Raw genomic sequence first — 25318 nt, forward strand, 5'->3', positions numbered from 1 at the left:
GGTCATGAAACTCAAACTCGGCATCGTCATGGACCCCATCGAACAGATCAAACCGCACAAAGACAGCAGCTTGGCCATGCTGCTGGCGGCGCAAAAACGCGGTTGGTCGTTGCACTACCTGCAACAGCATGATCTCTATTTAGAACAGGAGATTGCTTGGGGAACGATGCGCCCTCTCAGCGTCGCAGACGATGCGCACAAGTGGTTTGAACTGGGTGAAAAAAGCGATCAACCGCTGCATCACCTTGATGCCATCTTAATGCGCAAAGATCCGCCCTTTAATATGGATTACATCTACAGCACCTACCTGCTGGAGCGCGCTGAAGCGGCGGGCTGTTTGGTGGTCAACCGAGCATCGAGTCTGCGCGATGCGAATGAAAAACTCTTCACCTCCGAATTCCCGCAGTGCTGCGCGCCCACCTTGGTCAGCAGCCAAGCGCCGCGCCTGTTGGCTTTTTTACAGCAACACCAAGACATCGTGGTTAAACCGCTCGACGGCATGGGCGGTGAATCCATTTTCCGATTGCGCCTCAACGACCCCAATACCAGCACCATTTTGGAAGTCATCACGCATAAAAACCAGCGCCTGATCATGGCGCAAAAATTCCTTCCCGAAATCAGTGCCGGTGACAAACGCATCCTGCTGGTCAATGGTGTACCGGCTCCCTTAGCACTGGCGCGCATCCCCGCCAAAGGCGAGCTGCGCGGCAACATTGCAGCCGGAGGACGCGGTGTACCGGTACCGCTCAGTGATCGGGACCACTGGATTTGTGAACAGGTCGCACCCACGCTGCGCGAAAAAGGCCTACTGTTTGTTGGTCTCGATGTAATCGGCGACTATTTGACCGAAATCAACGTTACCAGCCCCACCTGCATCCGCGAGCTGGATCGGGAAGGCAACTTGGACATTGCAGGTGATTTAATGGAGTGCATTGCCGCACAATTAACGGAACAATCATAATGTTACGAACACTCTCCTTACTTGCCCTGCTGCTTCTGCTCAGCGCCTGTGGTGACAAAAAGCCCCAGATCCACAACGAACGTTTTTTGGCGATGGGCACGTTGGTGGACATCAGCCTTTACGGAGTTGAAGAGGAAAAACAGCGCCTCGCCATCCAAAAATTAACTCAGCTGTTCGAGCAACTCGACACCCGCTGGCACGCTTGGGATCCCAGCCCCTTAACGCAAATCAACCAACAACTGCACGCAGGTAAAACCGCTCAACTGCCCACAGAGATGCAACCGCTGTTCAAACAAGCTCAGCAGCTTTCGCTCAGCAGTCAGGGCTTATTTAACCCCGCCATCGGTGAATTAATCGCTCTGTGGGGCTTTCACAGCGACGATCTGCCCACCACACCGCCAGCAGAAAAAGCGATTCAAACGCTCTTGGCGCATAAAAATCGCATGAGTGACATTCACCTCAAGACAACGGAAATCAGCAGCAACAATCCCAATGTTCATTTTGATTTTGGTGCCATCGCCAAAGGTTACGCCGTCGATCAAGCCATCGAGACTCTCAAACATCTGGGGATCAAAAATGCCATCGTCAATGCCGGTGGCGACCTGCGCGCCATCGGCCACCCAGAAGGTCGCCCTTGGCGCATCGGCATCCGCGCCCCTCGGCGACAAGGCATCATCGCCTCCCTCTCCGTGCATGAAGGCGAAAGCGTCTTCACCTCCGGCGATTACGAACGATTTTTTGATTACCAAGGTCAACGCTATCACCACATCATCGACCCCCGCAGCGGCACACCCGCCGACAACTGCCAATCGGTCACCGTCATCACCGACAACGCTGCTTTGGCCGATGCCGCTGCCACCGCGCTGTTCATTGCCGGTGGTGATCACTGGCTGGAAATCGCCCGCAGCATGAAACTGGATCAAGTAATGCTCATCGACAAACAAGGCACCGTTCATATCACCCCTGCGATGCAGAAACGGCTCAAATTTGAAGGCCCAACTCCAGACAAGATCGTGGTTGAGTCGCTCTGATGTTTTGGGGTGAGACACTATTAGACCGTGTGGTGGTGGTGCTCGCCACCCTGTCCGTCTTGAGTCTCTACCCTCTGTTGTGGGGTGGACAAAAACCCGCCAGTCACGCCCTCATTCAAGTGCAAAAAGAAGAGCCACGCAGCGCCAGCCTGCAACATCGCCAACTGCTGCACATCAACGGCAAAATCGGCATCAGCACCATTGAGATCAAAGACGGTTTCGCCCGTTTTATCGACTCCCCTTGTCGCAGCAAAGTTTGTATCCATTACGGTTGGCTCAAACACAGCGGCGAGGTAATCGCCTGCCTACCCAACAGCGTCACCTTAAGTCTGGTGGGCGGCGACAGCCGCTTTGACTCGATCAATTTTTGATGAGCAATAAAACCCTAAAAACCGACCGCCACGACCTGCGCATCGTCTGGCTTACCTCGCTGGCCATCACCATTTATGTGGTTGAAGCCACCCTGCCCAGTCCATTACCTGGGGTAAAACCGGGGTTAGCCAACATCGTTACCCTCTTTACCCTTTATTACTTTGGGTTTGCTTCAGCGGTCTGGGTCAGTCTGTTGCGCGTGTTGGCAGGCAGTCTATTGTTAGGCACTTTTCTCTCTCCGGCTTTTTTTCTCAGCTTAAGTGGAGCTTGTTGCAGCTTGTTGGTGCTGGCCTTGGCGCGAAAACTGCCCTTAAGCCTCTTTGGACTCAGCTTACTGGCATCACTGGCACACATGCTCGGACAATTCTTCACCGCCTATTTTCTTTTTATTCCACACAGCGGCCTGTTTCATCTGCTGCCGATATTAATGACCGCTGCGCTGGTTTTTGGTCTGGTTAGCGGTACAATTGCCCACGCCGCCTTAAAACAACTCAAGACGAAACCCATATCACTCTCATGAGCACCAGCCCAACTGCACCTCTCACCCCCAACCCCATTCGGGCCAATGACCGTCTTACCTTTACCCTCTTTATTGCAGCGGTGATACACGGCATTATTATTCTCGGCGTTGGTTTTACCCACCTCGATTTCAGCAGCAACATTCCTCATGCTCTGCAGGTCATCTTGGTGCAAACCGAGAGCGAAACCGCACCGGATAAAGCAGACTATTTGGCTCAAGTCAGTCAACAGGGCGGCGGAGACAGCAAGGAAAAGGTGCGTCCCACTTCGCCTTTTAGCGCCCCCGAACCAACACAAACCGACGGCCTCTCGGCGGTGCGCTTGCAAGCCAGTGCGCCGCACATCAGCCCAAAAAATGAACAACCGGTTCTGACCCAGCGCCACGCTGAAGAAAAAGTCAGCCCAAAACAGCAACAGAGCCAGCCACAAGAAAAACCGATCCCCAAACTCAGCAACAAACTGATCGAACACAGCTTAGAAATTGCCCGTCTCACTGCCGAAATCGACAAAGAGATGCAGATGCACGCCAAACGTCCACGACGCGACTACATTGATGCCAGCACCCAAGGCACGCCTTCGGCCACTTACATGTACAACTGGGTGAAAAAAATCGAGCGCATCGGCAACCTCAACTACCCCGATCAAGCCCGTCGCAGCCAACTCAGCGGCACCCTGATTTTAACTGCTGTGATCAACACCGACGGCTCTTTGCAAAAAACCATTTTGGTTGAATCCTCAGGTCACACCGTGCTTGATCAAGCCGCCATTCGCATCGTCGAACTGGCCGCACCCTACGGCAACTTCTCCACCGAGCTAAAAAAGAAAGTCGATATTCTCTACATCACCCGCAGTTGGCAGTTTCTCAGCAACAACCGCCTCACCAGCCACTGATGGAGACACACTGATGAATCTAACCCACCACTTTTTGCTCGCCATGCCCAACATGCAAGACCCCCGTTTTCAACAGAGTCTGACCTACATCTGCGAGCACAATAAAAACGGCGCGATGGGTCTGATCATCAACCAGCCCCTTGATGTTGACATTCAAGAGCTGTTTGCCCATATGCAGATCCAGCAAGCCAAGGAAGTGGAGGTCGAACATGCCGTCTATTACGGTGGCCCTGTGGAGTCGGAACGCGGTTTTGTTCTGCATCAACCTACAGGCGCTTGGGGAGCCAGTATTCAGATTCAAGATGAGATCTGCGTTACCACCTCGCGGGACATTCTCAAAGCCATTGCCGCAGGCAAGGGGCCTGAAAAAACCCTCACCGCACTCGGTTACGCCGGTTGGGGTGGTAGCCAGCTGGAAACAGAGATCGGCCAAAACAGCTGGCTCAGCTGCCCCGCCACCAGCCAGATCCTGTTCGATACGCCCGCCGAACAGCGTCTACAGGCCGCTGCCCAATTGATCGGCATTGATCTCAGCCTGATCTCCAGCCAAACAGGCCGCGCCTAAATGAGCGCCCGTACTCTGCTGGCCTTTGATTACGGGCGGCAACGCATCGGCATCGCCGTCGGTCAAGAGATCACCCACAGCAGCAACCCCCTCACCACCGTTCACGCCATCAACCACAAACCGGATTGGGACACTATCTCTAAACTGATCCAAGAGTGGCAACCCGATGCACTGGTGGTGGGCATTCCGCTGCAGATGGACGGCAAGGAGCAGGAGATGAGCAAAGCAGCACGGAAATTTTCCCGCCAATTGGAAGGGCGTTATCGACTGCCCATTTTTGAGGCCGATGAACGCCTCAGCTCCTGCGAAGCCCAACAACAGATCAAACTCGGACGACAAAACGGCACCCGTGGCAGAAGCCAAAAGGGTGATGTGGATAAAATAGCCGCCAGCGTGATTTTGCAACGCTGGTTAGACGGACAAGTAACCTTATGATCAGCGTCTCCCAAGTCGAGCTGTGGCTCGACAACATGACCACCTACCTGCAGCGTCAACTGGAGCAGAGCGACCCACAACAGACCGTCATGATCGGCATTCACAGCGGTGGGGTGCGCGTTGCCGCCGAGCTGCAACAGCGGCTCAAACTGCCCAACGACATCGGCACTCTGGACATTTCGTTTTATCGAGACGATTTCAGCCGCATCGGCCTGCACCCAGAAGTAAAACCCTCTCACCTGCCCTTTGAAATCGAAAACAAAACCGTCATTTTGGTGGACGACGTGCTCTACAGCGGTCGCACTGTGCGCGCCGCCCTCAATGAGATCTTCGATTACGGGCGTCCTGCGCGGGTGATTCTAGCGGTGCTGGTGGAACGTGAAGGCCAAGAGCTGCCGATCCGAGCCAACGTCTACGGCAGCCGCTTGGCGCTGCGCGAAGGCCAACAAGTGAAACTCAATGCCGACGACCTCGGCCTCACCCTGCAAGAACGCCAACGCTAACGAGTCCGTTATGAGCCTAAAAATACTGCGTCCAGCGCCCTCCTCTCTGCACCCCAACGCCAACAACGTGCAATTGGATGAAAATGGAAAGCTGCGTCATTTTCTCTCTTTTGATGGTTTGAAGGCCGACCACCTCACCGAGATTTTGGACATCGCCGAATCCTTTATGGGCGTTAACGAAAAGAGCAGCAAAAAAGTCCCGCTGCTGCGCGGCAAAACCGTGGTCAACCTCTTCTTTGAAAACAGCACCCGCACCCGCACGACCTTTGAACTGGCGGCCAAACGGCTCTCCGCCGACGTACTGAGCATGAACATCAGCACGTCGGCCACGACCAAGGGCGAAACTTTGCTCGACACCCTGCGCAATTTAGAGGCGATGCAGAGTGATATGTTTGTCATTCGTCACGCCGACTCGGGTGCAGCGCACTTTATCGCCAGCCACGTTGCGCCTCACATTGCGGTGATCAACGGCGGCGACGGCCAACACGCCCACCCCACGCAGGCAATGCTCGACATGTTTACCATTCGCCGTTGCAAAGGCGATTTCACCCGTCTCAAAGTCGCCATCGTTGGCGATATTTTGCACTCGCGGGTAGCACGCTCACTGATTCACGCCCTCAACTTGCTCAACACCGCCGAGGTACGGGTGATCGCTCCGCGTACCCTGCTGCCCGAAAGCGTCGAGAGCCTTGGGGTGCAGGTCTACCATAAAATGGACGACGGCCTGCACGATGTGGATGTGGTGATTATGTTGCGTCTGCAACGAGAGCGCATGAAAGGCGGCTTTCTGCCCAGCCGCGATGAATTTTACCAACAATACGGTTTGACCCAAGCCCGTTTGCAACAGGCCAAACCGGATGCCATCGTCATGCACCCAGGGCCGAGCAATCGCGGCGTGGAGATTGAATCGCAGGTGCAAGATGGGCCACAATCGGTCATTTTGCAGCAGGTCACCTACGGCATCGCGGTACGCATGGCGGTGATGTCTCTGGTGATGAGAAACGCAGGAGCCAGCGCATGAGCCGTATTTTGATTCAAGGAGGGCGTGTCATTGACCCCGCCAATCAGACAAATGCCATCCTCAATGTCTATTTGCACGCAGGTAAGATTTGCGCCGTTGGCGATACGGCTCCCGATGGTTTTAGTGCTGATGAGATCATCAATGCCAAAGGATTAATCGTGATGCCGGGGATGATTGCCCTCAGTGCGCGTCTACACGAACCAGGAAAAGAGTACAAAGCCACGATCAAATCCGAAACCCGCGCCGCCGCTGCGGGGGGCATCACCAGCCTCTGCTGCACCCCCGACACCCACCCCGTGATCGACGAAACCGCCACCGTGGAGCTGATTCATCGTCGCGCCGAAGATGCGGGCTTTGCCCGTGTTCTGCCCATTGGGGCATTAACCCGTGGTCTAAAAAGCGACTGTTTGAGCGAAATGGCCACCTTGCAAGCGGCGGGTTGCATCGCCTTTAGCAACGCCGGTCGTGCCATCAAAGACACTCAAATCCTGCGCCGCGCCATGCAGTACGCCACCACCTTTGACATCACCTTGATTCTGCAAGCGGAAGATCCGTGGTTGGCGCAAGGCAGCTGCGCTCACGAAGGTGCGGTTGCCACCCGTTTGGGCCTCAATGCCAGCCCCGTGGCAGCAGAGACCGTTGAGCTGGCGCGTTTGTTGGCGCTGGTGGAGCAGACCGGCGCACGGTGCCACTTTAGCCACCTCTCCTCACGCCGAGCGGTGGAGATGATCGCCGCCGCCAAACAGCAAGGCTTGCCCATCAGCGCCGATGTGGCGATTCATCAGCTCTTTTTTACCGAGATGGATCTGGACGGTTTTAACAGCCAGTGCCATGTTAAACCCCCGTTTCGCAGCCAGCGGGACAAAGAGGCGCTGCGCCGAGGCGTGCAAGACGGCACCATCGACCTGATCTGCTGCGACCATCAACCTCACGAAGCCGATGCCAAACTGCAACCCTTTCCACAAACCGAGGCGGGCATCTCTGGGCTAGAGACTTTGTTGCCCCTGACGATGAAACTGGTGGAGGAAAAGGTGCTCACCCTCTCGCAGGCCGTTGCGCTGGTGACGCACAACGTCGCCAAGGTGATTCAACAGCCACTGGGCAGCCTGACCCCAGGACACAGCGCCGATCTCTGTCTGTTTGATCCCAATGCGTACTGGGAGCTGGAACCGCAACAGTTACTCAGCCAAGGTAAAAACACCCCGTTTGCCGGTTGGTGTTTTCAAGCGGAAGTTCAGCAGGTTTTTCTGGCTGGAGAGAAGGTTTTTTCTCACTCTTTATAGATGCAGTAACCGCTACGCATAACCGAGCTGTAAACTCCTGTTCATGCCGTGTTTTTTATGGCAATATCGTTCTATTTGTTGTGTAAGTGGCTGATTATAAGGCTATGATCAGCCTTTAAGAATTGGCCGTGTTAACTAAATAAACGGCCAGTGGCCGTTTATTACAGAGATGCAGCAGGCGCTCCGCGCCTACTGCATCGGTTCTGCGTAATAAAGGAAAAAATGAACCAGCCAAACCTATTTTCATATGCAACAAGTGAGCTTTCTCAGGATGCTTTTATTTGCTGGCTATTATCTTGGGCATCACCAGAACTCAAAGGTTCTGACAAAGGTTTACATGAGTGTGCAATTAATCTCATTAAATCATTATTCGATAAACACAAGATAAGTATTCCATCAAATATTGAGCAAGTTGAAGTTAGAAAACAAGATAATAATATTGATGTGCTATGTATCATTAATAATACCTACCCTATTTTGATTGAAGATAAAACGGGAACAAAACATCATTCAAATCAACTGACTCGTTATCTTGAAGATGTAAAAAACAGAGACTTTAAAGAGCAAAATATAATCCCAATTTATTTTAAAACGGAAGACCAAGCCAGTTATTCAAGTGTTGAAGAAAATGGGTATAAGCCTTATTTAAGGGAAGATTTTTTAAAAATCTTAAACGCATATAATGGAGTAAATGCAATACTCGTTGATTACCGAAGTCATCTTAAATCAATTTCTGATAAAGTTGAAAGTTACAAATCCAAAGAAATATCTAAATGGGGTCGGTACGCTTGGATAGGGTTCTATCTTGAATTGCAAAAACAGCTTGGTAGTGGGCATTGGGACTATGTAGCAAATCCTGCGGGAGGATTTCTTGGGTTTTGGTGGCATTTTCAGGGTACTGATAACTGTAAGCAATATCTCCAGCTTGAGCAAGATAAATTTTGTTTCAAAATATGGGTAAAAAATGAAAACGAGCGAAGACTCCTCAGATCAAAATGGCACAAAATCCTTAATGACAAAGTAAGAAATAATAAAGATACTGGTTTTAACTTAATCAAGCCAGGTAGGTTTGGAAGTGGTAAATATATGACAGTTTGTGTTTTTGATGGTGAATATCGAGAAGTAGAGGATGGAGTAATAGATATAGGTAAAACTATAGAGCTGTTTAGAAAAGCAGAGAATTTTTTAAAGTCAGTGAATAAAAGCGCATAATTGGGCGATGCAGCAGGCGCTTCGCGCCTACTGCATCGGTTCTGCGGATGTCCATCCCCTTGCTGGCCGTCGCTGCGCGCAGTCCATCAAGCGCCTGAACCGGACGAACCTTATGAAAATAAATTTTCAACGGAGCGCCGGTTATCCGCAGAACCGTTATGTGTAAAAGGCTCCCCGTATGATGCGATATTTGTTATAATGAAATAATATGAATCCGAATAAACCCCTACCAAATTACGCAATATTATTTTTGCTCACCATTGCGTTTCTTACAATGCAATGGACAAGTGTTCATATTCATTTAGTCGAACATCATAGCCATGATGGCATACACCATGAACATCAATCTAAAACACATGCGCACAGCTTATTAGCGGATACTGATGTTTCTCACCAAGCGAATCATGTCAACTCGATAGAGTTTGAGCAAAATTACCTTGTAAAAAAGCATAAAAAGCAGAAAACGTCTTTTGATGTTATAGCGGTTACAACTCTCCCACCATCATCATCACCGGCACAAATCAGTAACAAAAAACTGGTTATCACAAGCGCTACATTAGCCTATTGTTGCTATTCCACACTCAATCCTCGCGCCCCACCAAAAACCTCCTGAATTTTTATTTTTCTATAATCTGAAAACTGTCGTATTAAGGGTTCAGAAATTCTAGTTATTTTAGGGAGAGTAATCTCGCCCTGAATAAAAATTTATCGAGGTATTTATGTTACACATTATAAAACAATCACGATGGCTGTTGGCTGTCTGTCTAACGCTTTTTGCAAGCTTGGCCTTTGCTCATGGCATGTCTGAGGCCGAAAAACAAATTATCATTGAGGGAGGTAATCTACGCTACATTTGGATCGGTGCGACTCATATGCTATCTGGCTATGACCATTTAGCCTTTGTGTTTGGCATTATCTTTTTCTTAACCAAGTTTAAGGATATTGTTAAATACATCACAGCATTCACCGTTGGGCACAGTATCACCCTTATCTATGCTACTTTTAATGCGATTCAAATCAATTATTTTTTAATCGATGCGGTCATTGCATTAAGCGTTTGCTATATAGCTTTTCACAATTTGGATGGATTTAAAAAATATCTAAATGTCAAAGCGCCAAATATGTTGGCAATGATTTTTAGCTTAGGTTTGATACATGGTCTCGGTCTATCGACACGCTTGCAGCAGTTGCCACTGAATGAAGATCAGCTATTAATGAATATTGTTTCATTTAATGTGGGGATTGAACTCGGTCAAATTTCTGCCCTGGCTCTTATGTTGTTGCTTATTGCTGCATTTCGTAAAAGCCACTCATTTCCCACCTTTAGCAAAATTTCAAATTACTTTTTAATTCTTGCAGGAGCCTATCTATTCCTTATGCAGATGCACGGCTATGAGCATACCGCCAATGCGGATGAGTTTGTAGTGAATGCAGAGCCAGTGGGGCAAACAAAAGTGAGCCTTCAGCAAGTTCAAAAATCTGATTGGAAGGATAAGATAATTATCAATATTTCAGCCAGAGGTGAAAAAGAATATAAATTACAACTGGCTAAAGGGGCGACCCTTGAATACACATGGAAAACGGATAAAGGAGAATTATTTTATGACTTTCATGGTGAGCCTAAAGGCGATACAACGGGTTATTTTAAAACATTTGAAAAAGATACCCAATCCAGTGCAAGCGGTTCTTTAACTACAATATTTGAAGGTACACACGGCTGGTACTGGAAAAACAATAATGCTTTTCCTATTGTTATTATTCTAAATGTAGCAGGCGAGTATCAACGTTTGGACTTAAAGTCTGACATTGGGAAAACAAAATCTGCACCAATTCTTAACCCATCAACTCACGATACCATTGATTAATAGGAGGCATTAACATGCAAACAATAAAATTATTATTACTCGGTGTTTTTATCATTATGGTGGCTGGCTGCTCCGATCAAGGACACTCACATAATGACAATTCACACGATCACACACCTACTAAACACGACACAATTAACTGATACATTTGGAGAAAATTATGAAAACTTTAGCAACAACACTTGTCTTATCATCCTTGCTTTTTGGCGCACCTGTTTTGGCAGGTTCTGGACATGATCATGGTCACAGCCATGCCCCCCCTGTGTCAGGGTAGTTGTCCGGTGAGTTGAATCAGTAAACTTAACTCTCAGGGGGCGGAAAGTGACCCCGCTGAACGTTCCGCACTGTTCCCCTCCGTTGGAGGGGTGGCAGGCGTAGCCTGACGGGGTGGTTCCACCCTGAAGCGAATTCAGCACCTTTGCCTACGTTGAAGAAACCACCCCACCTCTCCAAGGCACTCCTCCACAGGAGGGGAATTGTTCGCGTGTTTTTTCACTCACTGCGTAACATCCGTTATTGGTAAGAATATGCGTAGCATGTCTGGCTAACCCCAATTCAATTAAAAATTTATCGGCTTCATCCGTAATATTGGGTCGCCACAGATAATAAATTGGAATCCAATGACAAACGCTGTAAAAAAACATAAAGACCAACCCGTCTTCCTCCTCGGGGCTGATATTCGGCACGCACGCAAAACCGGTACACAATCTGTATAACCCCAACCAAGATCAACACGGGGTTGAAAAATGGCAACAGATTATCAGGCTGGATTTTCACTGCTGGAGCTGGCCGTGGTGCTGTTTGTGGTCTCCCTGTTGGCCGCGGGTGTGTTAACCCCCCTTAAAGCCCAACGGGAAAACCAACAGATTCGCAGCACCAAAATCAGCTTGGAACGCCTTTCAAAGGTGATTCTCGGTTACACCCTCAGCCAAGGCCATTTGCCTTGCCCCGACAGCAACGGCAATGGCTGGCAAAACCGACTCGGCAACTCAAGTTGCCAAAATAATAACGGTACTCTGCCGTGGCGTGATCTGGGGGTTAATGCAACAGACGCTTGGAATCAATCCATCGGCTTGGCCGTCAGCCCAGATTACGCCGATCAAATTGAGGGCGCGGCGGGCTGCGCCACCGTTTCAACGGGCATCTCCTTTAGCCTCTGCTCTGAGGCGACTCTGAGCGTCAGCGCCAACCTCGATGGCAGTGATCAACTGGCTCAACAGGTGCCTTTTATCCTCTTCTCTCAAGGCCAGCCACGGGGCTTCAACTCAACTTTGGAAGCCGAAAATCTGGACGGCGACCTCAACTTTATCAAACGCGGCCACAGCCTACTGACCGGAGCCGAGTTTAACGACCTGCTCATCTGGGTACCGGACAGCCTGTTGAAGTACACCATGATCAACGCCCAACGACTGCCTTAGGAGCGCCCTCTTTTGCACGCCTGTTTTATAATTGCCCGATTAACGTTCAAACAGATTCAGCACGCCGGTCTTTTCAGCGCCCTGTTTATCTGTGCTCTGCTCGCCATCAGCCTAAGCGAGTTTGCCGCCACCATCACCATCACAGAGCAACAGAGCACCCAGCTTGGTCTATTGGCAGTGGTCTTACGCCTCACTGGTCTATTGATCAGCGCCATGCTGGTCATCAACATCAATCACAACGAATTAAACAGTGGCCACACCCAACTGCTGCTTTCCACCCAGATCAACCGCAGCCAACTCTATTTTGGCAAACTGCTCAGCACGCTGCTGCTCTCCTTAACCGTTGCGCTGTTTAGCAGCCTCATCCTGCTCTTTTACAGCCAAAACAGCGTTCTGTTCTATTGGGGATGTTCGTTTTTTTTGGAGTTACTGCTGGTCAACAGCATGGCGCTTTGGCTGGCGTTTGGGCTGCGAAGCAGCGTGCTGGCCAGCTTGGCCTTGCTGCTCTTTTATCTGTTTGCGCGGCTGGCAGATAACTTGGTGCAGATTGCTCAAGGGCCTTTTTTTAATCCCCACTCTTGGCTCGATCAAATGGCTTTGCTCTTTTTAACCGCACTCTCTTGGTTATTGCCTTCATTGAATAACTTTGCTCTGAGCCAGTGGTTAATTCAAACACCGGTATCATTAGATCACTTTTATTACTCAGCACTGGAAGCGTTTCTCTATCTTTTATTATTAATATCAGCCACCTTAATTGATCTGCATCGACGGGTTTTTTAAATTGAATTTATGCACACGTTAAGACCTTTTAAACAACTGCCCAATGGGTTGATTTTGAGCCTGTTAATTTTTCTTATTGGTTTTATTGTTTTAAAAACACAACAACCCGATAAAACAATCGTAATAAACAAACTCACCTCACCACCAGAAAGCGTTTTACTGCGTCAACTCAGCTTTAATGAACCGGCACTGGCTTCACGTCTGCTTTCAATCTGGCTGCAAGACTTTGATTATCAACACGGTCAAAGCCTCAAATATAAACAGCTAGATTATACTCATTTAATCAATTGGTTAAATGCTATTCAAGAGCTGGATGGTGACAATCGTTACCCTCTGCTCAGCGCCAGCCACCTCTACAGCAACGTGAACGATTCGGACAAACTACGCCAAATTATTGATTTTGTAGCAAATAAATTTGAACAAGCACCCGCACGAGAGTGGCCTTGGATGGTAAAAATGGTGTTATTGGCGCAACATAAACTGCACGATGCAGAGCTAGCCCTAAGATTAAGTCAAAAACTAATGCGGCTCACCAAAGGAAATAAAAACGTACCCCGTTGGGTCAAACAGATGACCGTGTTTATTTTAGCGGGAGAGGGGAAAAAAGAAGCAGCGGCCACTTTAATTGCCGCATTATTAAAAAGCGGCGAAATAAAAGACCCAGCAGAGCAACATTTTTTAGAGCAACAGTTTATTAAATTACAACCGAACAAACAATAAAAGGGCGGATATGGAATCCGCCCCTCCGGAACTACAGATCAATCTGTAGACCCAAAGAAGCGTAACTGGTGTCGTTTTTCAGCACCGTCCACTCCAGCTCAAGCTGCGCCACACCGATGCCAATACCGATGCCTGCACCACTGGAAGCACCAGTGTCTGAAACACTGGTTGTACCACGAGTCACAGTCTGATTCACAAAACCGGTTTTCACTTTGAAGTAAAACGGGCCTGCTGTACGCAACGTCGCGTACACCGCGCTGCTTTCCACTTCCACGTCTTGATTGTTGCTCACCCCAGGGCTCAAGGTACGGCTCAGCTCTCCCTCGACGGCCAAATCACCAATGACAATGCCCATAATTTCATAACCCACCAACAAACTGGCGTTGGTCGGTTGAGTGTCAATGCCGTTCAATAACACCGTCGTTGTATCGTCAAGGATCATACGGCCTGTTTTAGCACCAAAATAGAGGCCACCGGCAAACAGTTGAGGGCTGATCAGCAGGCTTAACAGCAAAGCAAAATGGCGAAGGGATGGTTTGAACATGGTTTGATTCTCCAAGAATGTGGTTTTTGTGCTACCTATTGTAGCGTTTTTGTCAAAAAAGGGCAGGGGGCGGTTCACATATTATGATTTAAACCCGCTCACTCGCCATAAACCAGTTTTGGCAGCCACGTTGCCAACTGCGGCCAAAGCGCCAACAACATCAATGCGAATAATTGAATACCAATAAACGGAACCACCCCCCGATAAATCTGCGCAGTTTTCACCTCTGCAGGAGCCACGCCACGCAAGTAGAACAGGGCAAAACCAAAAGGCGGGGTGAGGAAAGAGGTCTGCAAATTAATCGCAATCATAATCCCCAGCCAAACCGGATCAACGCCCATCGACAATAGAATCGGCCCAACAATGGGCACAATGACAAACGTGATCTCGATAAAGTCCAAGACAAAACCGAGCACAAACATCAGCAGCATCACCGCCAACATGGCGGAAAACAGACCACCAGGCAGATCACTGAGCAGACCATGAACCCACTCATCGCCACCAAAACCTCGAAACACCAAGGAAAAAATCGAGGCACCAATCAAGATCATAAAGACCATGCTGGTGACTTTGCTGGTCTGCTGCACCACCTCTTTTAAGGTTGATAAACTCAGCTGACGATGCACCAAGGCCAATAACATCGCCCCCATCGCCCCCACAGAGGCCGCTTCTGTGGGGGTAGCAAACCCGCCGATGATCGAACCCAAGACAGCAAAAATAAGCAACAACGGCGGCAGCAACACCCTTAGCGCCTGCAGCAGCAACGCTTGGCGTGATTCAGGCAACTCTTCTTTGGGCAGCGCAGGCATACTCTCTGGCTTGAGCTTGGCCATAAAAATAATGTAAAGCAGATACAACCCTACCAGCATCAGCCCCGGGATCAACGCGCCCATAAAAAGATCACCCACAGAGACGGTTTTCGGCGAATAGACCCCCATATCCAGTTGCGCTTGCTGATACGCTGAGGAGAGCACGTCACCCAACAAAACCAAAATAATCGACGGCGGAATGATCTGCCCCAAAGTACCCGAGGCACAAATGGCACCGGTAGCGATGGCCGGATCGTAACCTCGTTTCAACATCGTCGGCAGCGAGAGCAGCCCCATCGTCACCACCGTGGCACCAACGATGCCGGTACTGGCCGCCAACAACATGCCGACCAAAATCACCGCGATGCCGATGCCGCCAGGACGGCTGCCAAACAGCATCCCCATCGTATCCAACAGGTTTTCAGCGACCTTGGAACGTTCCAGCATCACCCCCATAAAGACAAACAGCGGCACCGCAATCAAGGTTTCATTGCTCATAATGCCAAACAGACGGTTGGGCAGCGCCGTCAAAAAATCACCATCAAAACTGCCTGTCAGAGTGCCGATGGCAGCAAAAATCAACGCCGTGCCGCCCAAGGTAAACGCCACCGGATAACCGGCCAATAACACCACAATCAGGGTCAAAAAAAGCAACAGAGCCATTAGGATTTTTTCCCAGCCAGCAACGGCAAACGACGGGCAATGTCCGCCGAACCTTGCACAATCAATAAAATCGCCATTACTGGAATGGCCGTTTTTAAAGCAAACACCAGCGGCAAACCTCCCGCCTCACGCGAGCCTTCCAACAACGCCCAAGAATTGCCTACATACGTCCAACTGAGCCAGAGAATAAACAGGCTCATGGGAAACAGCAGTAACAACGTACCGATCAAATCCACCCAAGCTCGGCCTCTAAGGGACAATTTTTGATAAACGATGTCCACCCGCACATGGCCGTCCAATTTAAGCGTATACGCACTGGCCAACAGGAAGAGCAGGGCGTGCATATACACCACCGACTCCTGCATGGAGATCCAACCGAGATTAAAGCCGTAGCGCAGCACCACAATCAAAAAGGTCACCAGCACCATCAACAGACTCAACCACGAGACCCACTGGCCACAGGTTTCAGTAATCTCCTCACAGAGGTCAATAAACGCCACTCTAGTCATCATAAAGCCGCCTCAAAGCAATCGGATGCCGTTGGCGATGCAAAAACAGACAGCGATACTCTTCAGGGTCTTTATCACAAGTCAATTCTGACGCTTGACGGAAGTGTTGATTCAATAACCGCGAAAGCCAAAAACGCAGAGCAGACAGCTCACACATACGAGGCCAAACACGATGTTCAGACTCGCTAAACGGACGCAGACCTTGATACGCACTCATAAACGCCCGACTCAGCGGCAGATCCAACGAACCATCAGGCCGACTGCACCAGTCGTTCAATACCACCGCGACATCAAAAAGCAGCGGGCTATGAACGGCGCTGTTAAAGTCGATAATGCCACTGAGTTGATCGCCCTCAAACAGCACGTTGTCGCGGAACAGGTCGCTGTGCAGCGCCCCCTGCGGCAGATCCAAAGCAACATCATCTTGGTAACGCCGCACCAACTGTTGCAACGTGTGCAACGTCTCTGGATCCAACTTATCGTGCAATTTTTGCAGGCTCTGCTGCCGCCAGAGATGAGCGTCCAGCTTTGGCTCACTCAATGGAAACGTTTGACTGGCGTGATGCACCTTGGCCAAAGCCGTGCCTAACTGTTGGCAATGCTGAACCTTTGGGGAGAAAACACTTTGACCGACAATACGCTGACTGAGCACCGTTGCTTTACCCAAAAAATCCCGCTGCAATCGGCCATCTTTGGCAGCAAGAGGGTAAGAAACAGCCAAGCCTTTGGCGGCTAAAAAAGCACCTAACTGAACACTGAAATTGATCTCGTCTGCAGAGTGTTTTTCATACAGAGTGAGGACAAAAGCACCTTCAGTTGTATTAACAAAATAATTGCTGTTTTCGATCCCAGCACTGATGCCCTCAAAGTTAATCAGAGACCCCAGATTAAACTGGCACAAAAAAATTTGCAGCTGCTCGGAGCTGACGGAAGTAAAAACGGACATGACTCACTCAAATTAAGATTTATCAACCTAATGGTCGAACAAAAGTGAGGGAGTTTACCATCGAATCAGAACCCATTGCGGGACTTGAAAATTTTCATCCAGCTCAAAGCGTTTGGTTTCCAGATCACCGTCACCATCACGGTCAATCAAATAATACGCTGGCCCTATGTTTGGAGTGATTTTCAGCATATAAAGTTGGTTGTTAACCCGATACTCTTCAATACTGTCTTCACTGCCTAGGCCTAATCACAATCTCCGCTTCAGGCAGAGACCGCCGACACAACGGAACAGAAACAAAACAGCGCTAATAAAGACCCTGCTTTCATGACACCTCCTCGCTCTTAAAATTCGTACCTACCCTATACCTTTCTCTTTAAAGGTAGCACTGAATTTAACAAATACGTTTAACCGCTTCGCTGCTGCGACGTCCGTTTAACATTATCCACCGTCATCCACAGAGTTATCCACAATGCGCTCTTATTTACCGATGCAAAAACTGGAAAAAATACGACCCAAAAGATCATCACTGCTAAATTCTCCTGTAATTTCATTGAGATAGCGCTGTGCTAACAACAACTCCTCGGCAGCCAACTCACCCGCACCTTGCTCACGCAGCACCTGCTCTGCAGCGTCGATGGCCTCTTGAGCCAGCCTCAATGCATCAAGATGACGGCGACGCGCAATAAAACGTCCTTCACCGCTCTGCTGATAACCCATACAGGACTTGAGATGCTCTCTTAGCAACTCAATACCCACATCCGCTTTGGCGGAGAGCCAGATCTCCGTACCGGTCTCACTCTGCTTAATCTCCGTCGAACGACCACTGAGGTCAATTTTATTGTGGATTCGATCTCGAGGAATGTCAGAAGGCAGAGAGTCCAATAACTGCTGCACCTCCGCACTTAAACCCACCTCATCGTCGATCAACACCAAAATACGATCTGCTTTATCAATCTCAGCACGAGCACGGCGAATGCCTTCTTTTTCAACCAGATCATCGGTCTCACGCAAACCAGCGGTATCAATCACATGCAATGGCAAACCATCAAGATGAATCTGCTCGCGCAACACATCTCGCGTGGTACCGGCAATATCGGTCACAATGGCCGCTTCGTGGCCTGCCAAACGGTTTAACAAACTTGACTTGCCCACATTAGGCCGACCGACGATCACCACCGACATGCCTTCTTTGAGCAACTGCCCCTGACGCGCCGAGCGTTGCACATCCAGCAACGCCTTTTTCAGCTCATCTAATTGCTGATAAATCGTCGCATCAGCAAGAAAATCGATCTCCTCTTCGGGAAAATCCAAAGCCGCTTCAACGTAAATACGCAGATGAATCAAACGCTCAAGCAACTCCTTCACCAGCAGGGAAAACGCGCCTTGCATGGAACTCAGGGCAGCTCGCGCCGCCTGCTCACTGCCACTTTCAATCAGATCAGAGACCGCTTCCGCTTGTGCCAGATCCATTTTGCCATTGAGAAACGCACGCTCGGTGAATTCTCCAGGACGCGCCACTCGAACTCCAAGGGCAAGAATCCGTTTTAGCAACATATCCATCACCACTGGCCCACCGTGTCCCTGCAACTCTAAAACATCTTCTCCGGTGTAGGAGTGGGGCGCGACAAACCGAATCGCCAAACCATGATCAATGTGCGTCCCATCTTGCTCTAAAAAGGGCAGATAAGTTGCCAAACGCGGAGAGGGAAGTTGACCAACTAATTCGCGCGCAATCTCAGCAACTCTGCCACCAGAAACACGCACCACACCGATGCCGCCACGACCTGGCGCGGTGGCCAATGCTGCAATGGTGTCATTGTCGCTCAAAATAAAAAACGCTTATTTTTTCTTTTCACCAGCCAGCACATGGCGCGTGATGTACCACTGTTGAGCAATGGAGAGTAGGTTGTTTACCGCCCAATACAGCACCAGACCTGAAGGGAAGAAGGCAAAGAAAAAGGTGAAGGCTACCGGCATGATCATAAAGATTTTCTGCTGCACTGGATCAATCGGCGCTGGATTGAGTTTTTGCTGAACAAACATACTCACACCCATAATCAACGGCAGAACGAAGTAGGGATCTTTCGCCGAGAGATCCGTCACCCAGAGCATAAAGGGCGCTTGGCGCATCTCAACACTTTCTAATAACACCCAGTAGAGAGCAATGAAAACGGGGATCTGCACCAACATCGGCAGACAACCACCCAGTGGATTGATCTTCTCTTTACGATAAAGATCCATGGTTGCCTGACCCATCTTCTGCCGATCATCACCGTGACGCTCCTTAAGCGCCTGCAATTTGGGTTGCAGGCGGCGCATATTGGCCATCGAACGGTAACTGGCTTCCGACAATTTGTAGAAGATCAGCTTAATGATCAAGGTAACGAAGATGATGGCCCAACCCCAGTTACCCAAGAAGCTGTGCAGCCATTTCAATAGCCAGAAAATCGGCTGGGCAATAATGGTCAAGATACCGTAATCAACGGTCAACTTGAGACTCTCCTGAATTGCTTCCAGACGCGCCTGATCTTTCGGCCCGACAAAGAGCTGAGAACTCAAATTAACACTGTCGTTAGGCGCAACTTCTACTGCGGCTGAATACAACCCCATCACGTAACGTTTACCAAAATTGCTCTGCACCACCTTGGTGTAAAAGGTGTTCTCTTCATCGACAGCAGGAACCCAAGAAGCGAGGAAATAGTGCTGAATCATCGCCGCCCAACCGCCTTTAAAACTGCGATTGAGATCGGCCTCTTCCATATCGGAGAAATCAATCTTCTCGTATTTTTCTGCCTCGCTGTACAACACCCCACCAATGTAGGTGTAAATAAACGCGGGCTGCTCATCTTCACCGACAAATTTACGCTGCAATTGACGATATTGACGACCCCGCCACGGCTGATCAGAGCCGTTTTTCAGCTGATATTCCACATCAATCAGATAGCTATTTCGATGAAAGACGTAGGTTTTGATCACCTCCACACCGTTATCACCACTCCAATAAAGTGGCACTCGCAACTCATCTTTGCCCTCTTCTAGACGAAACTCAGAAGCCTTAACCTGAAACAGAGCGTGATGGGTAGGCGCATCCCCTTTTGCTGCCTGTAGACCAGACTGCGCGATGAAAAAGCTACCCGAACGATCATCCATCAACTGAAACGGCACATCAGGCTGATCAGGAGAAATGGGGTACTCTGACAACAGCACCTGATTGATACCGCCACCTTGGCTGTCAATAATTATCTGAAAGGTGTCTGTGTAAACAGCAATACGCTGCCCTTTGCTCACCACCTCTTCTTGCGCCACCCCACCTTTCATTGAAGGTACCGACTTGGACTGCAAGGCCGCCTGAGGAATATCATTAGCAACGGAATCGGTTTGACCCATTGGAGAGATACGAGTGCTGCTTTGAACCGCAGTTTGGCGATCAACGCCATAATCCATCTGCCAATTTTGATAAATTAACAGCAAAAGAAAACCTAAACCGGCAAAAAGAAAAAGGCGCTGATTATCCATGAGTCTGTAAAGGTTCCCATCTAATGTTTGTGAGGTTTTTCGGGCACAGGATCGTAACCACTGCTTCCCCAAGGGTGACAACGAAAAATACGTTTTAAAGCCAGCCAAGAGCCACGCGCACTGCCAAAACGCTGAATCGAGACAAAAGTGTATTCAGAACAACTTGGAATGTGGCGACAACGATTACCCAAGTAAGGACTGATCCCATATTGGTAAAAACGCACCAGCGCTAAGAGGATTTTTCGCACTGTTTTTTTAACTGCTTACACAGATAAATCCATTGGCGATCAATGCTCTTTCTTAGCTCCGATTTATCGGCATCCGCAGCCGCCCGCTTAGCCATGACTACAATATCCAGGTGTTCAATCTGCGCTTGGTTCAGGCGAAAACTCTCACGCACAATACGTTTGATGCGATTTCGACCCTTAGCATGGCGCACATTTTTTTTGGCAATAGCCAAACCCAATCGAGAAGGCTGTTCTCCGTTGACACGTGCTAAAACAGTAAGCAGGCGATCACCAGCACGAATGGGTTGCTGAAATACGTTTTTGTAATCTTCTGGTGTTAACAGCCTCACCGAACGAGGAAAAGCCTCGTTCGGTGAGGCTGCACCACCATCGTGCTGATTAAGCACTCAGACGAGCACGACCCTTAGCACGACGGGCTCTTAAGACAGCGCGACCACCACGGGTGGCCATGCGAGCACGGAAACCGTGAGTACGTTTACGACGCAGGGTGCTGGGTTGGAATGTTCTTTTCATGGCTATGACCTCAATTTGAAAAACAGCAACGGCCACGACGTTCTATCAGCGGCAACTGCAAAACGGCGAAACGTACATTCAAACACCCCCAGTTGTCAATCAATTACTTATCCGTAGATCTCATTTTCTCCCCATCGTACCTGTGGATAACTTTTTTAAACAACGTTAAACTGCGCCGCTGAGCCCGTTATTAACCCTTAACTAGGAGTGATGTTGTGAGCACATCTCTGTGGAACCGTTGTCTCTTGTTATTAGAGACCGAACTGGATGAGCAACAACTCAACACCTGGATTCGCCCTTTACAAGCAGAGCTAAAGGATGGCTGCCTGCATCTTTTTACCCCAAATCGTTTTGTTCAAGATTGGGTGAGAAATAATTACCTAGAAAACATAGAACGTATTATTGCTCAACTGGATCAAAACAACGTTGTTGTGATGCTGGAAGTCGGGGTTAACAAACAACCGACAGCCACCACTGTTATTGAAAAACCAAAAGCACCTGCTGAAAAACCCAGCCAAGAACATATCAATTTTCTCAAAAAAGACAACTCTCCTTTACAACCAATAGAAAGCAATTTAAACCCTATTTTTACCTTTGAAACCTTTGTTGAAGGTAAATCCAACCAGCTTGGCAGAGCAGCCTCTTTGCAAATCTCAGATAATCCAGGTTCAGCTTACAATCCTCTGTTTATTTACGGTGGAGTCGGGTTGGGTAAAACCCATTTGATGCATGCGGTAGGCAATAGCATATTGCAAAAAAACCCAGCAGCACGTGTGCTTTATCTGCATTCAGAACGCTTTGTGGCTGATATGATCAAGGGTCTACAACGCAATACAATGAACGCCTTTAAACGCTACTATCGATCCTTAGATGCTCTGTTGGTAGATGACATTCAGTTTTTTGCCGGAAAAGAGCGCTCACAAGAAGAATTTTTTCATACCTTTAACGCGCTTTTAGAGGGCAAGCAACAGATTATTCTTACTTGTGATCGTTATCCCAAAGAGGTTAATGGTCTTGAGGAGAGGCTCAAATCTCGCTTTGGCTGGGGTTTGACGGTTGCCATCGAACCTCCTGAACTGGAAACCCGCGTCGCAATTTTGAAAAACAAAGCGGAGCAAAATCACATTGACCTACCCAGCGATGTGGCTTTTTTCATCGCCAAGGGTATACGTTCTAATGTTCGAGAGCTTGAAGGCGCATTACGACGAGTGGTTGCAAATGCCCAGTTTACTGGTCGCGCCATTACCCAAGCTTTTGCTGAAGAGGCGCTTGGAGATTTAATATCTTTACAAAACAAATTGGTAACCATTGAAAATATTCAGAAGACCGTAGCAGAATACTATAAGATCCGAGTGGCAGATCTGCTCTCCAAACGTCGCACTCGTTCCATTACTCGACCACGCCAAATTGCCATGAGTCTTGCGAAAATATTAACCAGCCACAGCCTTCCTGAAATCGGTAATGCGTTTGGAGGTAGGGATCATACAACTGTACTTCATGCCTGTAGAAAAGTGGAAGAACTCAAGCAGAGTGATGCCTCTATAGCGGAAGATTATATTAATTTAAATCGTATTTTAGCCTGTTGATAACCCATGTATAACCCTGTGGATAAGCTGTGCAAAAGCTGTTGATAAGAAAGACAAATACTTATCCACAATTTAATCCACAGCTTATCCACAGGAAACAGGCCACTTATGAACAACTTATCCAGAGGTTTATCTACATGCTAATGGCATGAATTTAAAAGAGAAAAATGACTTATCCACAGAAAATGGGCTCCCTTATAACTATAACTATAAGGTATATATATATATGTACTATATAATACAGACTGAAAATTTGTTGGCTGCTTTACAAAAAACCATTACGGTTATTGAGAAACGTCAGACACTCCCAATACTCGCCAATGTTCTGCTTATTTGCGATGAAGACAGATTAAAGCTCAAAGCAACCGATTTGGAAATAGAAATCGGTTCAGAAGCAATTCTGTTGGAAACTCATGAGACTGGAGAAATCACAGTTCCAGCCCGTAAGTTATTCGATATCTGCCGTACTCTACCTGCCGACAGTCAAATTAAGTTTACTTTGAAGGAGGGGCGTGTTTACATAGTCTCCAATCGAAGTCGATTTGTATTGTCAACATTACCTGCCACAGAGTATCCGGTACTCGATGCGCTGCAAAACCCAACTGTTTTTAAAATCAGCCAATCGGCGTTAAAAAAGCTATTGGATAAAACAGCTTTTGCTATGGCTCAACAGGATGTTCGTTATTATTTGAATGGTTTGCTGTTGGAAATTAATTCAAATTCAATCAAAAGTGTCACCACCGATGGGCATCGCTTGGCATTGTCTAGCGTGGAGCAATCATTGGATATTGATTCCAACCAGCAAATTATTCTGCCACGCAAAGGGATTATTGAATTATTGCGTCTCATTGATGATTCAGATGATGAAGTGGAAATTTCTTTGACTTCAAATCATATTCAAGTTGAATTAAAAGATGCCCGTTTTACTTCGAAGTTGATTGATGGCAAATTTCCTGATTATTCCCGTGTCGTGCCTTCGGACTGTCCAAACATGATGCTGGCAAACAGAGAGCAGTTACGCAGTGCTCTTATTCGTACCGCCATTTTGACCAATGACAAATACAAGGGCGTTCGTTTTCAGCTCGATAATCACCTGTTAAAAATAAAAACCCATAACCCTGAAAAGGAAGAGGCGGAAGAAGAGTTGGAAGTAAATTATCCTGGTAGTGCAGTTGAGGTCGGATTCAATATTAACTATCTGATGGATATTTTGAATGTGATTGATTCTGAGTTGGTGCAATTTAATCTGAAAGACTCAGGCAGCAGTTGCCTGATTCATAACGAGGGTGATACTACCTCTCAGTACGTGGTGATGCCGATGCGTTTGTAGTATGCAGATTCAGAAATTAACTCTGCACCATTTTCGAAATCATAAACAAACGTGTTTGCTTCCGGATCCTCATCTTAATTATTTGTATGGTGAAAATGCCTCTGGTAAAAGTTCTGTTCTGGAGGCAATTCATTTGTTGGGGTTTGGTAAATCTTTTACCCATGTAAAGCTCAATGACCTAATCCATCACGGCAGTCGTGAATTTGTTGTTAATGCCGAGGTCTTTGATGAAGAACGATCTCTATTGATGAATGTGGGTTTTTCAAAATCAAAATCCCAGAAATCAAAAATTCAAATCAATCGTGATCTAACTCAAAAATTGTCTGACTTGGTTCAACTGTTTCCGATCCAAACACTTCATCCAACCAGTTCCAATTTGATTCTGTCTCAATCCAAGTTGAGACGACAGTTGATTGATTGGGGTGTGTTTCACGTGGAACATCAATTTCAAACGGTGTGGAGAACGTATGCCCGTGTTCTGGAACAGAGGAACCGTGCTCTAAAATCTCGGCTTACGGCTAAAATAATTGCCAGCTGGGATCAGCAGTTGATTCCTTTGGCGTTGGAGTTGACTCGTTTTAGAACGAATTACGTTGCCGCACTACGAAAACGTTTCAATGCCACGATTGAATATTTGATGCCTGAAAACAGTTTGGAGCTGATTTTTTACCCAGGTTGGCATCCAGATATTGATTTGTCTGATGCTTTACTGAAACAGTTGCCACAAGATTTTAAACAAGGTTACAGTTCTGTCGGGGCGCATCGAGCCGATCTGATGTTTAAGATGAACGGCTTGTCCGTGAAAGGTGTGCTTTCGAGAGGGCAGGTCAAGTTGATCACTTTTGCAATAAAATTAGCGCAGCTTCAGTTGTTGACTGAAAGTACAACTTCGAAACCGATACTGTTGATTGATGACTTGAATTCAGAATTGGATGAACATAAGCGTTCACGGTTGTTTTTCTTAATCGAACAGATTGGCTTGCAAACGTTTGTTACCAATATCTCCATAGACGATTCTATTTTTGATTGTTTCCCCACTTACAAATTGTTTCACGTGAAACAAGGCGGGCTGGAATAG

At 48.2% G+C, this 25318-nt stretch carries 29 protein-coding genes; 19 read left to right on the top strand and 10 right to left on the bottom strand.

What is annotated here, in order from left to right; translation table 11 throughout:
- Positions 1-4: 4 nt before the first annotated feature.
- The 16 genes from gshB (at position 5) to Q9O24_04685 (ending at position 13576) form a co-directional block, all read left to right on the top strand.
- Positions 5-961: a glutathione synthase gene (gene gshB, locus Q9O24_04610; protein ID MDQ7074432.1), complete on the top strand. Its 957-nt coding sequence runs from the start codon at positions 5-7 to the stop codon at positions 959-961.
- Positions 961-1992 carry an FAD:protein FMN transferase gene (locus tag Q9O24_04615; protein ID MDQ7074433.1) on the top strand — a complete coding sequence of 344 codons (1032 nt, stop codon included), beginning with the start codon at positions 961-963 and terminating at the stop codon, positions 1990-1992. Before gshB ends, Q9O24_04615 begins: the two co-directional genes overlap by 1 nt.
- Complete coding sequence (locus Q9O24_04620; protein MDQ7074434.1) at positions 1992-2363, top strand: NusG domain II-containing protein; 372 nt, start codon at positions 1992-1994, stop codon at positions 2361-2363. Before Q9O24_04615 ends, Q9O24_04620 begins: the two co-directional genes overlap by 1 nt.
- Positions 2363-2884, top strand: coding sequence for a Gx transporter family protein (locus Q9O24_04625; protein MDQ7074435.1), 522 nt, complete (start codon positions 2363-2365; stop codon positions 2882-2884). Before Q9O24_04620 ends, Q9O24_04625 begins: the two co-directional genes overlap by 1 nt.
- The gene (locus Q9O24_04630) at positions 2881-3774 is read left to right on the top strand and encodes a TonB family protein (GenBank protein ID MDQ7074436.1); all 894 of its coding nucleotides are present in this window, start codon (positions 2881-2883) and stop codon (positions 3772-3774) included. Before Q9O24_04625 ends, Q9O24_04630 begins: the two co-directional genes overlap by 4 nt.
- 13 nt (positions 3775-3787) lie before the next feature.
- The gene (locus Q9O24_04635) at positions 3788-4339 is read left to right on the top strand and encodes a YqgE/AlgH family protein (GenBank protein MDQ7074437.1); all 552 of its coding nucleotides are present in this window, start codon (positions 3788-3790) and stop codon (positions 4337-4339) included.
- Positions 4340-4774 (top strand): Holliday junction resolvase RuvX, encoded by a 435-nt coding sequence (gene ruvX, locus Q9O24_04640; protein MDQ7074438.1) that lies wholly within the window; start codon positions 4340-4342, stop codon positions 4772-4774.
- A gap of 35 nt (positions 4775-4809) precedes the next feature.
- Positions 4810-5277 carry a bifunctional pyr operon transcriptional regulator/uracil phosphoribosyltransferase PyrR gene (gene pyrR / locus Q9O24_04645; GenBank protein MDQ7074439.1) on the top strand — a complete coding sequence of 156 codons (468 nt, stop codon included), beginning with the start codon at positions 4810-4812 and terminating at the stop codon, positions 5275-5277.
- Between the two features lie 10 nt (positions 5278-5287).
- Positions 5288-6298, top strand: coding sequence for an aspartate carbamoyltransferase catalytic subunit (locus Q9O24_04650; GenBank protein ID MDQ7074440.1), 1011 nt, complete (start codon positions 5288-5290; stop codon positions 6296-6298).
- Positions 6295-7581 carry a dihydroorotase gene (locus Q9O24_04655; GenBank protein ID MDQ7074441.1) on the top strand — a complete coding sequence of 429 codons (1287 nt, stop codon included), beginning with the start codon at positions 6295-6297 and terminating at the stop codon, positions 7579-7581. The genes Q9O24_04650 and Q9O24_04655 overlap by 4 nt, the downstream gene beginning before the upstream one ends.
- A 222-nt stretch (positions 7582-7803) precedes the next feature.
- Positions 7804-8793, top strand: coding sequence for a PD-(D/E)XK nuclease family protein (locus tag Q9O24_04660; GenBank protein MDQ7074442.1), 990 nt, complete (start codon positions 7804-7806; stop codon positions 8791-8793).
- Between the two features lie 208 nt (positions 8794-9001).
- Entirely contained in the window at positions 9002-9406 is a 405-nt protein-coding gene (locus Q9O24_04665) for a hypothetical protein (GenBank protein MDQ7074443.1), read from the top strand.
- Positions 9407-9512: 106 nt separating this feature from the next.
- A complete protein-coding gene (locus Q9O24_04670) occupies positions 9513-10658 on the top strand; it encodes a HupE/UreJ family protein (protein ID MDQ7074444.1) in 1146 nt (381 codons plus the stop codon).
- A 746-nt stretch (positions 10659-11404) separates the two neighbouring features.
- Entirely contained in the window at positions 11405-12076 is a 672-nt protein-coding gene (locus tag Q9O24_04675) for a prepilin-type N-terminal cleavage/methylation domain-containing protein (protein MDQ7074445.1), read from the top strand.
- 12 nt (positions 12077-12088) lie between these two features.
- Positions 12089-12856 carry a hypothetical protein gene (locus Q9O24_04680; protein ID MDQ7074446.1) on the top strand — a complete coding sequence of 256 codons (768 nt, stop codon included), beginning with the start codon at positions 12089-12091 and terminating at the stop codon, positions 12854-12856.
- Between the two features lie 54 nt (positions 12857-12910).
- Positions 12911-13576 (top strand): hypothetical protein, encoded by a 666-nt coding sequence (locus tag Q9O24_04685; protein MDQ7074447.1) that lies wholly within the window; start codon positions 12911-12913, stop codon positions 13574-13576.
- Between the two features lie 31 nt (positions 13577-13607).
- Here the strand turns inward: Q9O24_04685 and Q9O24_04690 are convergent, their stop codons facing one another.
- The 10 genes from Q9O24_04690 to rpmH form a co-directional block, all read right to left on the bottom strand.
- The gene (locus Q9O24_04690; GenBank protein MDQ7074448.1) at positions 13608-14120 is read right to left on the bottom strand and encodes a hypothetical protein; all 513 of its coding nucleotides are present in this window, start codon (positions 14118-14120) and stop codon (positions 13608-13610) included.
- A 98-nt stretch (positions 14121-14218) separates the two neighbouring features.
- Complete coding sequence (locus Q9O24_04695; protein MDQ7074449.1) at positions 14219-15592, bottom strand: TRAP transporter large permease subunit; 1374 nt, start codon at positions 15590-15592, stop codon at positions 14219-14221.
- A complete protein-coding gene (locus Q9O24_04700) occupies positions 15592-16104 on the bottom strand; it encodes a TRAP transporter small permease subunit (protein ID MDQ7074450.1) in 513 nt (170 codons plus the stop codon). Before Q9O24_04700 ends, Q9O24_04695 begins: the two co-directional genes overlap by 1 nt.
- Entirely contained in the window at positions 16094-17047 is a 954-nt protein-coding gene (locus tag Q9O24_04705) for a homoserine kinase (protein MDQ7074451.1), read from the bottom strand. Before Q9O24_04705 ends, Q9O24_04700 begins: the two co-directional genes overlap by 11 nt.
- A gap of 54 nt (positions 17048-17101) precedes the next feature.
- Positions 17102-17269, bottom strand: a complete 168-nt coding sequence (locus Q9O24_04710) for a DUF2782 domain-containing protein (protein MDQ7074452.1) — start codon at positions 17267-17269, stop codon at positions 17102-17104.
- Positions 17270-17524: 255 nt separating this feature from the next.
- On the bottom strand, positions 17525-18874 hold the full coding sequence (mnmE, locus tag Q9O24_04715; GenBank protein MDQ7074453.1) for a tRNA uridine-5-carboxymethylaminomethyl(34) synthesis GTPase MnmE: 1350 nt from the start codon (positions 18872-18874) through the stop codon (positions 17525-17527).
- 12 nt (positions 18875-18886) lie between these two features.
- Positions 18887-20563, bottom strand: a complete 1677-nt coding sequence (gene yidC, locus Q9O24_04720) for a membrane protein insertase YidC (protein ID MDQ7074454.1) — start codon at positions 20561-20563, stop codon at positions 18887-18889.
- Positions 20564-20583: 20 nt separating this feature from the next.
- Positions 20584-20811 (bottom strand): membrane protein insertion efficiency factor YidD, encoded by a 228-nt coding sequence (gene yidD, locus Q9O24_04725; protein ID MDQ7074455.1) that lies wholly within the window; start codon positions 20809-20811, stop codon positions 20584-20586.
- On the bottom strand, positions 20793-21197 hold the full coding sequence (gene rnpA / locus Q9O24_04730; protein MDQ7074456.1) for a ribonuclease P protein component: 405 nt from the start codon (positions 21195-21197) through the stop codon (positions 20793-20795). The genes yidD and rnpA overlap by 19 nt, the downstream gene beginning before the upstream one ends.
- Entirely contained in the window at positions 21190-21324 is a 135-nt protein-coding gene (gene rpmH / locus Q9O24_04735) for a 50S ribosomal protein L34 (GenBank protein ID MDQ7074457.1), read from the bottom strand. The genes rnpA and rpmH overlap by 8 nt, the downstream gene beginning before the upstream one ends.
- A gap of 215 nt (positions 21325-21539) precedes the next feature.
- Between rpmH and dnaA the strand changes: the two genes are divergently transcribed.
- From dnaA to recF, 3 genes are all read left to right on the top strand, one after another.
- Positions 21540-22910 carry a chromosomal replication initiator protein DnaA gene (gene dnaA, locus Q9O24_04740; GenBank protein ID MDQ7074458.1) on the top strand — a complete coding sequence of 457 codons (1371 nt, stop codon included), beginning with the start codon at positions 21540-21542 and terminating at the stop codon, positions 22908-22910.
- 148 nt (positions 22911-23058) lie between these two features.
- Complete coding sequence (dnaN, locus tag Q9O24_04745) at positions 23059-24240, top strand: DNA polymerase III subunit beta (protein MDQ7074459.1); 1182 nt, start codon at positions 23059-23061, stop codon at positions 24238-24240.
- Between the two features lies 1 nt (position 24241).
- The gene (recF, locus tag Q9O24_04750) at positions 24242-25318 is read left to right on the top strand and encodes a DNA replication/repair protein RecF (protein ID MDQ7074460.1); all 1077 of its coding nucleotides are present in this window, start codon (positions 24242-24244) and stop codon (positions 25316-25318) included.

This window comes from Gammaproteobacteria bacterium (assembly GCA_030949385.1).
GTDB lineage: Bacteria > Pseudomonadota > Gammaproteobacteria > JAUZRS01 > JAUZRS01 > JAUZRS01.